At 38.2% G+C, this 12,552-nt stretch carries 11 protein-coding genes; 6 read left to right on the top strand and 5 right to left on the bottom strand.

The genetic code is table 11. From position 1 onward, the window contains the following. The first annotated feature begins 46 nt into the window (after nucleotides 1-46). On the top strand, nucleotides 47-1,033 hold the full coding sequence (locus IQ226_RS19130) for a metal ABC transporter solute-binding protein, Zn/Mn family (protein WP_193897982.1): 987 nt from the start codon (nucleotides 47-49) through the stop codon (nucleotides 1,031-1,033). A gap of 221 nt (nucleotides 1,034-1,254) precedes the next feature. Here the strand turns inward: IQ226_RS19130 and IQ226_RS19125 are convergent, their stop codons facing one another. The 5 genes from IQ226_RS19125 to fraC form a co-directional block, all read right to left on the bottom strand. Further along, complete coding sequence (locus tag IQ226_RS19125; RefSeq protein WP_193897972.1) at nucleotides 1,255-2,697, bottom strand: phosphoglucomutase/phosphomannomutase family protein; 1,443 nt, start codon at nucleotides 2,695-2,697, stop codon at nucleotides 1,255-1,257. A gap of 114 nt (nucleotides 2,698-2,811) precedes the next feature. Continuing rightward, entirely contained in the window at nucleotides 2,812-3,453 is a 642-nt protein-coding gene (gene purN / locus IQ226_RS19120) for a phosphoribosylglycinamide formyltransferase (RefSeq protein ID WP_193897970.1), read from the bottom strand. 83 nt (nucleotides 3,454-3,536) lie between these two features. Continuing rightward, nucleotides 3,537-4,316 carry an ABC transporter permease gene (locus tag IQ226_RS19115; protein ID WP_193897968.1) on the bottom strand — a complete coding sequence of 260 codons (780 nt, stop codon included), beginning with the start codon at nucleotides 4,314-4,316 and terminating at the stop codon, nucleotides 3,537-3,539. 16 nt (nucleotides 4,317-4,332) lie between these two features. Next, entirely contained in the window at nucleotides 4,333-5,349 is a 1,017-nt protein-coding gene (gene fraD, locus IQ226_RS19110; RefSeq protein ID WP_193897966.1) for a septal junction protein FraD, read from the bottom strand. A 41-nt stretch (nucleotides 5,350-5,390) separates the two neighbouring features. Next, entirely contained in the window at nucleotides 5,391-5,927 is a 537-nt protein-coding gene (gene fraC, locus IQ226_RS19105; protein ID WP_193897964.1) for a filament integrity protein FraC, read from the bottom strand. Between the two features lie 378 nt (nucleotides 5,928-6,305). Between fraC and IQ226_RS19100 the strand changes: the two genes are divergently transcribed. The 5 genes from IQ226_RS19100 to IQ226_RS19080 form a co-directional block, all read left to right on the top strand. Continuing rightward, entirely contained in the window at nucleotides 6,306-7,442 is a 1,137-nt protein-coding gene (locus IQ226_RS19100) for a cob(I)yrinic acid a,c-diamide adenosyltransferase (protein ID WP_193897962.1), read from the top strand. Nucleotides 7,443-8,129: 687 nt separating this feature from the next. Continuing rightward, the gene (gene ruvB, locus IQ226_RS19095) at nucleotides 8,130-9,230 is read left to right on the top strand and encodes a Holliday junction branch migration DNA helicase RuvB (protein ID WP_193897960.1); all 1,101 of its coding nucleotides are present in this window, start codon (nucleotides 8,130-8,132) and stop codon (nucleotides 9,228-9,230) included. Nucleotides 9,231-9,646: 416 nt separating this feature from the next. Continuing rightward, nucleotides 9,647-10,195: a COP23 domain-containing protein gene (locus tag IQ226_RS19090; protein WP_193897958.1), complete on the top strand. Its 549-nt coding sequence runs from the start codon at nucleotides 9,647-9,649 to the stop codon at nucleotides 10,193-10,195. Nucleotides 10,196-10,214: 19 nt separating this feature from the next. Further along, nucleotides 10,215-10,976, top strand: coding sequence for a serine protease (locus IQ226_RS19085; protein WP_193897956.1), 762 nt, complete (start codon nucleotides 10,215-10,217; stop codon nucleotides 10,974-10,976). Between the two features lie 483 nt (nucleotides 10,977-11,459). Then, nucleotides 11,460-12,552 (top strand): GUN4 domain-containing protein (locus tag IQ226_RS19080; RefSeq protein ID WP_193897954.1); only part of this gene is annotated, 1,093 nt, incomplete at its 3' end.

Genomic DNA, 12,552 nt, shown 5'->3' with positions numbered 1-12,552 from the left:
TAATTATTTCTGGACTTTTTAATATATTCATCAATTACAATAAATTATGTCAGAAAAAAAACTATCTTCACATTTATTGAAAACTATCATTTTAGGTGTAATGGTGGGTTTATTTGGATGTGGAAATAAAACTATTAGTACACCATATAATACCACCAATAATAATATTAATAATAATTTGCCCTTTGTCGTAGCAACTAATAGCGTAATTTGCGATTTAACAAAACAAGTTGCTGGAGATACAATTAATCTTATTTGTTTAATTCCTCCTGGGATAAATCCTATGAATTATAAACCCGTACCAGAGGATAATCAAGCCATTAAAAATGCTAGTTTAGTATTATATCATGGTTATAACTTTGAACCAGGTTTAATTAAAATTATTGAAGAGATTAAAAAACCTAAATTAAAAATTGCCGTTGCTAAAACTATCGGTGTAAATTTCATCAAAATTGGAAAACACGGTAAACAAATTGTTGAACCTCATGTTTGGCATAATCCAAATAATACTATCAAAATGGTAGAGATAATTAATAGTAGTTTAATTAAACTAGTACCAAAAAATAAGAATATCTATAATAAAAATACAAAAAGAGTCACCCAAGAAATCAATCAAATCAATAATTGGATTAAAGTCAGACTAGCTAGTATTCCCGATAAAAATCGTAAATTAATTACAACAAATTCAGCCATGATTTATTATGTCAAAGCTTATGATATCCCCTATTCAATCAATTTAGGTAATGTTAAAAATATGGGAAAATTGACAGATACAGAAGTCAGAAATTTGGCTAAGGATATTCAAAAAGCTAAAGTACCAACAATTTTTGCAGATACAAATACCAATTCCAATTTACTCGCACCCGTAGCGACAGCAGCGGAAGTAAAAGTTTCTCAAAAACCACTTTATATTGACGGACTAGGTGAACTAGGAAGTGACGGAGAAACCTATCAAAAAATGATGACAACTAATACAAGAATCATTGTAGAAGGATTGGGAGGAACATATTTGAAGTTTCAGGTGAGACAATAATTACTGATACTTGAAAATTGTTATCTACTCATCACCAAAACCTGATAAAATACTCAAACAACATTTTAGAAATTAGTCGGTTTCAACCGACTTTAGCTGTTAGACAGGGAATTTATTCCTTGGCTAAATTTTATATTGTAAAAGTCGTAAAAGTCAGATCCCCGACTTCTTAAAGAAGTCGGGGATCTTGTTGTTCATAACTCATTTAGGCTAGTTATTAATTAATTTGATTCAGCCCAAATTTTTGCCCAATTTAGGGTTTTATGAACTTCTTCCATTGTTGCGGCTTCACAATAAAGACGTAAAACAGGTTCAGTGCCGCTAAATCTAATCATTAACCAACTTTGATCAGCTAGTCGGAATTTATAACCATCAATTGTTTGACAACCGATGACTTTTTTACCCGCGATTTCTGTTAAAGGTTGGGATTGTAACTGTTTTAATAGTCGGCCTCTGGCTTCCATATTTGCTAATGGTAAATCAATGCGATCATAGCTGGATGAAAAGTTCGTTTGTTGTTGTAAATAGCGATAATATTCACCTAAATCTAACCCTGATTCCACAACTGCTTCTAATACATAAAGTGCCGATAATAAAGCATCGCGTTCGGGAATATGGCTACCATAACCAATGCCACCGGACTCTTCACCTCCTAATAATACCTGGGTGGCTAACATTCGGTCAGCAATGTATTTATAACCTACTGCTGTTTCATGGATAGAAAGGTTATGTAATGCGGCTACACGGGGCATTAAGTCCGAACCACTGACAGTTTTGACGATTTCTCCCTGAAAGTTGCGGCGCAGGGTGAGATGGTCAATTAAGATGGGAATTAGGATTTGGGAACTAAGGAAATTAGCATCTTGATCTACGGCGGCAATGCGATCGCAATCTCCATCAAATACCAAACCCACAGTTAAACCAGTTTTATGGGTTTGCCGATGGGTTTTCATAACTGTAAATAGTCGGGAAAGATACTTTGGTAAAGGTTCAGGCGCACCACCTTCAAACAGAGGATCACGGTCGCTATTAATTTCCTTAACTTGTTCCCCTAATAATCGGGCTAATCCCCCAGCCGCTGCCCCGTGCATGACATCCACAAATATTGTTAACTTGCCAGTTGCGATCGCTTCTTTAATTTTGTGAATATCAACTTTAGCGGCTAATGCTTGACAATAACTCGGCCAAGGATCAAAGGTTTTTTCCTTACCTGGAATCGCTGCTGGGGCAACTTTTTCTGATAATAAAGCCTCTATCTCTTGAGTAACTTCCGGTGGTACTGAACCACCAAAAGCACTTTTAACTTTTAATCCTAAATATGCACCAGGATTATGACTAGCTGTGACAACTAATGCCCCTAAAGCCTTGAGTTCTTTAGCCGCCCAACTGTAAGCTGGAGTTGGGGCAAAGGTTTCGCTAAACAGGACATCGAAACCAACTGCGGTGACAGCATTGGCAACCACACGGGCAAACTCTTCCGCCATAAATCGGCGATCATAACCGACAATAATCGTTCGGCTACCCACTTGGGAAAAGTAAGTATTATGTAAAACTTTGGCTGCTACGGTTGCGACTAATGCCAGACGTTCAAAGGTAAACTCCTCACCTATCACACCCCTCCAACCATCTGTACCGAATTTGATTGGGTTAGTTACAACTGACATAAAAATATCCTAAATTTCTCACTGAGAATTTTAACATTAGTCAGTTGTCAGTTGTAATAAAACTCTTCCTCTATTACCAATTACCAATTCCCTATTCCCTATTCCCTATTCCCTTTAACTTAACAAAGAAATTGCTATTGGTAAAATCCGATGTTCTTGGATTTGGATTCTCGCGTGTAGTGTTTCTGATGTATCATCTGGTAAAACGGGAACAGCCGCTTGAATTAAAATTTCCCCACTGTCAACTTCTAAAGAAACAAGATGTACAGTACAGCCAGTAATTTTGACTTTAGCGACTAAAGCCTGTTCTACAGCTTGCACGCCTTTAAAACTCGGTAATAAACTGGGATGAATATTAATCATCCGATTAGGAAAAGCGTCAATTAAAACTTGTGTGACTAATCGCATCCATCCCGCCATAATCACGAATTGTACATCATACTGCTGTAATGTTTGGGCAACTTTATGATCAAATTTTTGACGATTTTTATAGTCTCGATGATTTAACAATACAGATTCTACACCCCAATTCTTAGCCCTGACTGCTGCTTTCGCATCGGGATTATTGTAAATTAGAACTTGAATTTGGGCGTTAATTTTACCATCGGCAATAGCTTGGGCAATTACTTCAAAATTACTCCCATTGCCAGAAGCCATAATCCCCAATTTCAAAGGCTGATTCGAGGAAACTTGGTGATGATAAATATCAGGATAAATGAGACTGTCAGTAGTATTTATTGGGGAATCGTAAATCATAGACAATAATTATTTTCACAAAATTTTTGAAGGTCGAGAGTTTCAGATCCCCGACTTCTCTAAGAAGTCGGGGATCTTGTTATTTAAAATTCTCGTCTTAAGAAAATAATAATGGCGATCGCTAACAACATAAAACTGTAAAGTAAACTATAACCTGCATTGGCGACTAATGTGATTGGATCAGGTAGTGCTTGTAAACCGTAAACAGCATCATTCTTTAAATCTAATCTAGATAAATCTGGCAAGATTAGATATAAACTTTGGGTAATGCGTTCCATCCCAGGATTCTGACTTAATTTACCTAATGCCACTAAATCTTGAGTAACATTCCCCATTAAATACACTGCAAATGTTAGGGATGTAGCTATTAGTGAACTGGTAAAAACGCCCAAAGTAATGGCTACGGCAGTAATTAAACATAATTGCAAAAATAAGAATAGCGTAGCCAAAAAAATGCTAATAATTGGATAGGATACTTGACCAACTTGTAAGAATCCTAAATAAATTATTGTCATTGCAGTAATGAGGACACCGATAACTGCTGATAACCCTAAATATTTACTAGCAATAAATTCACTGCGGCTGATGGGTTTGGCAATTAATACTAAAATAGTGCGTTTTTCAATTTCTTTGTTAACTAATCCTGTGCCGATAAATATAGCGACAATTAAACCAATGACGTTCATTGTTGCCAAACCAAAGTCCAAAAATATTTTATTAGTGGCAGTGCCGGCAAATTCGGGAATGGCACGGAAGGCAATACCCAGGATGATAGCATAAAAACCGATGATGTACAGAATGCGATCGCGGATCACTTCCTGAAATACATTCTTAGCCATGACGACAGTTCTAATTACATTCATAGTAATTACTTCTTCCTTATTGTTGTGCTGGGGGAGAACCAATGATAAATTTACTTGTGCGATCGCAAGTCACACGGGCAACGGTATCTTTATTATCTGTTTGTTTACCAGAGTTAGATGGTTCTATCAAACAAGATTTTTTCCAGTAATATCCTTGAGAGTTGGCACTTGGACCACCCCAAATTGTCAAAATATCTAGCCTATATCCATATCCAGGCTTGATATTGACTACACGGGGTTCAACTCGCCATAGTAGTCTTTCTTGAGATTTACCTAAATTACTATTAATCGTTCTTCTTCCCAAGTTGCCTAGTTGCTGATTAGCTTCTATTAACCATTTTTCTACTTCACCCCAAGGTTTATTGGCAAGTTGTTGATTAACTAAAGGTTGTAATTTATTTAAAATCAAATCACCAGTTTTTGGCTTTCGTGCTGGTGGTTCTAATCTAATCACAAAAGCACTTTTCTGAAAATTATCTGCTCGTAAACTAGGATATTCTTTTAACCATTTATCTATCACAAAGTAAAACTGAAGCCAACAACTAATTAGCATACACCAAGCTAATAAAACTACAACTTTTTGACGATCTTGCAATTTAGGAAGTTTGGCTTTTGCTGATTTTCCACCTGTGCCTTCAAAGAAATTAGGTATGGCTGTAACTATGGCAGCTATGGTTGGCCAAATAACTATCGTATTCGATGTTAATACACCTTCTTTGTGTCCAAAGGCAAAGACGCTCACTAAAAAGCCCGTGATTACTGCCCCAACTGGCATAAAAGTTCCGGGAATTCTTAAAGGATCGTCTGTGGTATACCAAGTTGTTCCTGCTAATAAAAATAACCAACCACAAAAGGCAATAATATCCCTAATATACCCTACGGCAAAATATGATATTCCCCAAGAAAAAACACTCAAATAGATAAATGTTTGCCATGAGTATGCTTTGGCTGGTGTCAGAAATTTTTGCACTCCTGCAAATAAATCCTGAATATATTTAAATATGCCACCTATTTCCTTCAATAAAAAGTTCATGAGATTACCTCTAATTAATGCAGTGATGAATATTGATCATTTTACCGAGAGCGAATTAATATGATGAAGGTTATGGCACTGTAACTAAGTGAGTTCGCTATTAATGTTGCCGTGATTAAATTAGTATTCTGCAACTTAGCTATATTCATATAACTAGCTCTTTGTTGTGAAAAACTGGTTTCTGGCTGGGTGTTTTTTCCCCCTTCATTCATAAAAATGATGAGGATCTTCATCAATAAAAATTTAACTAAGAAAGTCGCCATGAAAATAGTAAATGATAATACAATTATCATTGTACTAATGCTAGAAGCTTTAATCTTATTGAAAAATACATAATTAATCAATTCGGCTTTGATAGGGATAGATAACATCGGTTCGACTGTGAAAAACACAATCCAGCCAATGACACTTGAAAAAACATTTAAGGCAATGGCATAAAAAATGCTGGTTCTTTTATCAAACTTCAACCATTTATTCAGAACATAGGCTTCTATGGGAATGGCAGCTAGTAAGAATAATATTTCAAAAAATATCGCCCCAATAGGCAAGATTATGGGTAGTGATAATTCATCAGACATAATGGTAACAACAAGAAGATTTTAGGAGTTAGTTAGATCCCCGACTTCTTGAAGAAGTCGGGGATCTGGGGATTACGTTTTTTTTGAGTTAGTTGTACAGAGTATAACTGAAAGAATACGGATAATCGGCAATTATCTCATTGTTCTGACATTTATGATCTGAGTGTAACTGGATATTTAGATTGATTTTATTAATACATCTATCAAACTTGAATACGCAAAGGTACAAACCGCCCACCGCAGGGCGGAAGTCAAAAGTCAAAACCAAGACAGGATAGGCTTTTTAATGATTTGGGATAGTTGATTTATTTATGCCCTGCCGCACTAGATTCTAGTTTCGTTAAGATAGAGAATTGCTACTTTATAGCTTTTCAAAAGATGACAAGGAACGGTATCGGTATTCGGACAGCGCAAGTCCGTTCTGAGCGGCTGACGGGTCAAATTCACGTCTATGATGGTATTGGGAAAGGTAAGTCCCAAGCGGCTTTAGGGGTGGTTTTGCGCTCAATTGGGTTGGGAATCAATACACCTAGTGATTCTAGCCGGGTTTTATTGTTGCGGTTTTTGAAAGGGCCAGAACGGGATTATGATGAGGATGGAGCGATCGCTGCATTACAGCGGGGTTTCCCCCATTTAATTGATCAGGTTCGCACGGGGAGAGCCGAATTTTTTGGTCATGATCAAATTACCGCTTTTGATCGAACAGAGGCTGCAAGGGGTTGGGATGTAGCCAAAGGGGCGATCGCTTCGGGGTTGTATTCAGTAGTTGTCCTAGATGAAATTAACCCGGTTTTGGATTTGGGTTTGCTGTCAGTGGATGAGGTAGTCAATACTTTAAAATCTAAACCCCAAGAACTGGAAATCATTACGACTGGACGCGCAGCACCGCCACAATTATTGGATATTGCGGATTTGCATTCGGAAATGAAACCCCATCACCACCCCACAGCCGCAGAACTTTTCATTGAAGGTATTGAAATTTATACAGGTGCAGGTAAGGGTAAATCTACTAGTGCTTTGGGTAAAGCTTTGCAAGCAATTGGTAGAGGCATCAATCATCCTGGTTCTACCCGTGTATTAATTATGCAGTGGCTCAAAGGTGGTAGTGGTTATACTGAAGACGCAGCGATCGCCGCTTTACAACAATCCTATCCTGAAGTGGTAGATCATCAACGCTGTGGACGGGATGCCATTGTTTGGCGAAATTCTCGTCAAGATTTAGACTATATAGAAGCAGAAAGAGGTTGGGAAATTGCCAAAATTGCGATCGCCTCTGGTGTCTATAAAACGATTATTCTCGATGAACTCAATCCCACCGTTGATTTAGAATTGTTACCTGTTGATCCCATTGTTCAAGCCCTTTTACGCAAACCTCGTGATACAGAAGTGATCATCACTGGGCGTTGTCAAAACCAACCCGCTTATTTTGATTTAGCTAGTATTCACTCTGAGGTTTACTGTCATAAGCACTATGCAAATCAAGGCGTAGAATTAAAGCGCGGAGTTGATTTCTAAAGATACAGCGATTTTCAGTTATATGAGTTACATCTTAGCCCCCTCCTCGCCTGCGGGGAGGGGGTTGGGGTCATTGGACTTCATAAGCTATTACGCAGCTAGATCCAATAATCCTGATATTGTTATTTTTTGTAGTGCGGGCATCTTGCCCGCAAGAATTATACAAACCACATTCAGCAGGTGTTTTTTGAATTTTCGGAATTATCCATAACCCAATGATAACAAGGCTTTCAGACAATGACACGCAATTCTATATTAGAGCGATGCCTTCGGCGCGGCGTAGCCATCGCCGATATACTTAAAGTTAGAATCAAGTTTATTGAGAATAAATTCACTCGTTGAGAGAGGGAACTCTTAACTCTTAACTGGGAACGGAAAAATCAGTTGTGTAATAATTAATTCTGTCCCATTACTTAACGGCTACCATGATGGTAATAAAAGCTCTGGTTTCATCCTTTAATCCTGGACATCCCGATTCTGACAATTTACCGCGTCTGACGCACCCTACAAGAGATAAAATCCACATTACATATTTAGAAACCTTTGTCAATGCGTAAGCCCTATAATAGTAAATTCACAAAATTAAATAAATATCTGTATTCTCAACCAACTCCAAATATCCTATACTAAATCTTACCTATGAATAACTAAACCCCCATTTCTGTACTTCTGAAATCCCTGAAAATTATGGCGATTATCTCCTCCAAAAAACAGCCTCCAGAACCCAACGGAGAACCCAGGAAGCAACGGGAATCAGCCAAAGTACCCCCCGCAGAAAATCTGTTGCAATCAGAAGCTGCCATTAATGAACAAGGAAAACCAGAAGAAAGTATTCGTCCCCACCGCTTTGCTGATTACATCGGCCAAAAGGATTTAAAAGATGTCTTAGATATAGCCATTAAAGCTGCTAAATCTAGGAATGAAGTCATGGATCATTTGCTGTTGTATGGACCACCAGGTTTAGGTAAAACCACAATGGCGATGATTTTAGCCTCAGAAATGGGGGTAAGTTGCAAAATTACCAGCGCCCCAGCTTTAGAACGACCACGAGATATCGTCGGGTTATTGGTGAACCTGAAACCAGGAGATGTATTGTTTATAGATGAAATTCATCGGTTATCACGGATGACAGAGGAAATTCTCTATCCAGCCATGGAAGATTGTCGCTTAGATATCACTATAGGTAAGGGTTCTAGCGCCAGAATCAGAAGTATACCCTTGTCTAAATTTACCCTAGTTGGGGCCACAACCCGCGTCGGAGCTTTAACTTCCCCATTGCGCGATCGCTTTGGCTTAATTCAAAAGTTGCGTTTTTATGAAGTTGATGAACTTACTCAAATTGTGACTCGCACCGCCGAATTGTTACAAACTTCAGTTAATTTAGACGGGGCTACAGAAATAGCCAAACGTTCACGAGGGACACCAAGAATAGCTAATAGACTACTAAAAAGAGTCCGTGATTATGCAGAAGTAAAATCCTTTATAGAAATAAGTGCAACTGTAGCAGCGGAAGCATTACAACTATTCCAAGTTGATCCTTGCGGTTTAGATTGGACAGATAGAAAAATGCTCAGTGTGATTATTGAAAACTTTAATGGTGGTCCAGTCGGCTTAGAAACCATCGCTGCTACCACTGGGGAAGACACCCAAACCATTGAAGAAGTTTACGAACCATATTTAATGCAAATAGGTTATTTAAGTCGCACACCCAGGGGGAGAATAGTCACTAAAGCCGCCTATCAGCACATGGGGTTTAAACCCCCTAATGAGCAGTTATCATTACTATAGCCCAAGATCCCCGACTTCTTAGAGAAGTCGGGGATCTGTCGGGGATCTTAGTGCAAAAGTAGGGTGTGTTAGCGACAGCGTAACGCACCATTCCAGAATACATCAGAATTGCAGGTTATTAAATTTGCGTTCCTAAGATCCCCGACTTCTTAGAGAAGTCACGTGAGTTCGACATAACGATAATTTGTGGAAAACTCACCCCACGTAGGTAGGAGTCTCAAGCCCTTATTCTCTCGTTGAAAAAATCATAACTCCGTTCGCGTAGCGTCTCCGAACACCGAACACCGAACTCCGAACTCACGTGAAGTCGGGGATCTTAGGCTAAGACAAGAGAGAAAAAGAAAGCTCTGAATTTAATCCCTAATTACCTACTTATGAGTTAAAATCTCATTGAAATCACACAAATAATTGAATATATGGCCACAAAAATATCTGATCAACTACACCCAAAATTGACTCAAATATTTGCTACAGCGTCATTAACAGCCTTAGCAAGCTTTACAGCCATGAGTCAACCTAGTTACGCTGGAGGCACTAAATTCTATTGTGCCGCAGAAGATGGGCAATATTTCACCTTTACCCGTACAGAAGACGGTCAAAGACACAAGATTATGGGTTGGACATCAACCTACTTTCCCTCGCAATACAGCCCTAAAAACCGATGTCAGGAAGTATCAAAAAGATTTCAAAGAAATTATGATCATGGTACACTGAAAAAAATCGCCTCTGGAATAGTCAATAAAGAAACTGTAATTTGCTCTGGAAGTGACTCTAATACGGTCTGTAACTCCGGTAACTTACTATTTACCCTCAGACGGGGTACAAATGGCAGAGATGTGGCTAATAGGTTGTTTAATCGTCAAGCTCTAGCTGGCGCTGAAATTATGAATCAAAATTCTAACACTGATGATATCATCTTTGATTTTGATACTTACTTAAATAATTTACCAGCGGAGCAAAAATAAACTATTACATCTTTTCAAGTTGTCAAATTTTACAATTATCAAATTCATCACTTGTGTTAGTGGTTTGTGTTTACTAATACCCAATTCCAACCTAGATACTAGGATTTATATTAAAAATACTCCCATAGACCAACCACTAACCCGACTTTCTCCAGCACAAGTAAAACAACAAGCAACAGATATTACCGTTAAAATCCTGTCAACGGAGTTTCTTGGTTCAGGAATCTTACTGAAGAAAAATGGCAATATTTACACAATATTAACAAACGCTCATGTTTTAGAAGCAGGTCAAAGACCTTACAACATAGAAACGCCAGACAGGAAAATACATAAAGCCAAAGTATCTAAAAAAATGAAGTTTGGTAAATATGATTTAGCCATGTTGGAGTTTTCTAGTAGTACAATTTATGCAGTAGCAAATATTGGGACTCAATCAAAAATAGGAGATAAAGTATTTATTGCGGGTTTTCCCGCTGATGAATCAGAAAACACAGTTCAACAGTTCACATTCACAACAGCTAGAATAGTTCTAGTTCTAGAAAAAGCCTTAGAAAGAGGATATCAAATAGGATATACAAACAAACTAGAAAAAGGCATGAGTGGAGGACCATTATTAAATGAAAATGGTCAATTAATCGGTGTTAATGGAATGCACGCTTATCCATTATGGGATGTTCCCTCAGTATTCATAGATGGTACACCAGCAGATGAAAAACTACATCAACAAATAGTCCGTTTAAATTGGGCTATAGCCATAGATAAACTCAAACCTTCTCCATAGTTAACCTCCTCTTTAAAGGCTTTTGAACCCACGAAGGTGGGTTTCGTCTGTGTAGCCGCGACTTCTAGTCGCCCTTGCTTAGATAACGAAAAATCAAAGCTTTTGAACCCACGAAGGTGGGTTTGGTCCGTGTAGCCGCGACTTCCAGTCGCCCTTGCTTAGATAACGAAAAATCAAAGCTTTTGAACCCACAAAGGTGGGTTTGGTCCGTGTAGCCGCCACTTCCAGTCGCCCTTGCTTAGATAACGAAAAATCAAAGCTTTTGAACCCACAAAGGTGGGTTTGGTCCGTGTAGCCGCGACTTCCAGTCGCCCTTGCTTAGATAACGAAAAATCAAAGCTTTTGAACCCACGAAGGTGGGTTTCGTCTGTGTAGCCGCGACTTCCAGTCGCCCTTGCTTAGAAATCGCTACTAAGGAAAAATCAAGGGTTTTGAACAATCAAAATCCTGTAAATCCTGGACATTCTGATGCTGACAATTAATATGTACTATAAATACACAATTCCCACATTATTTATCCTCACATCTATCACCCTAAACCAACCAACCACGGCCAAAGATTTACCATGCAGTCCTAAAATAGATAAAATAGCCGAAAAAATCACGGTTTTAATTGATATTAATAATAAAGATAATGGTTCGGGAATTTTAATTAAACAAGAAGGTAATACTTATACTGTTCTCACAGCTTTTCACAATGTTAAAAATCCTAGTTTAAAATACACCATTATCACCCCCGATCAACAACGTTATCCCATTCAGAACCAAAATATTCAACCACTGGGAACAGGGATAGATTTAGCTGTGGTGAAATTTGTTAGTAGTAAAACCTATCAAGTAGCTAAATTTGGCAATTCTGACTTAATAAAACGTGGGGATAATGTTTATGTAGCTGGGTTTCGTCTTTCCACCCCTAGTATTCCTGCACCGCTTTATGATTGCTTTGATGGACAAGTTTCCGCTCATGCTACTCAAGTAACCATAGATGGTGGTTACAATTTAGTTTATACCAATCCCACCCTCAAGGGCATGAGTGGCGGACCAGTGTTAAATTCAGAAGGTGAGTTGATAGGTATTCATGGCAGAGGTGATGAATATGACAATAGGGAAAGAGATAGATTTGCTGGTATTCCCATTAATATCTATGTGCGGATTGCAGCAAATACCCCTCGTAATAATCCTAGTCCTACAAATGAACCTACACCTGTCATTTTTCAAAATTTAGAAACATTGTTAAAAAAAGGAAAATGGCGAGATGCAGATTTAGAAACTTGGGAATTGATGCTAAAGTTAACTAAACGAGAACAGGAAGGATGGTTAACAGTTGAAGATGTGAAAAATTTTCCCAGACAGGAATTGCGAAAAATGGATCAATTATGGGTAAGATATAGCAATGGTAAGTTTGGCTTTTCTGTACAAAAGCAAATTTGGCTGGAGTTGGGAGGCAAGTTAAATGGAGAATCCGACTGGGATACTTTTGTAAAGTTAAGCTCGCGCGTTGGTTGGACAAAAAATAATAAAGAGCTCAGTTACGATAGTTACACCTTTAGTACAAATGCACTACCGGGACACCTGC

Source organism: Dolichospermum sp. LEGE 00240, from assembly GCF_015207875.1.
GTDB classification, from domain to species: Bacteria; Cyanobacteriota; Cyanobacteriia; order Cyanobacteriales; family Nostocaceae; genus Dolichospermum; species Dolichospermum gracile.
This window is presented reverse-complemented; position numbering and strand designations above follow the sequence as displayed.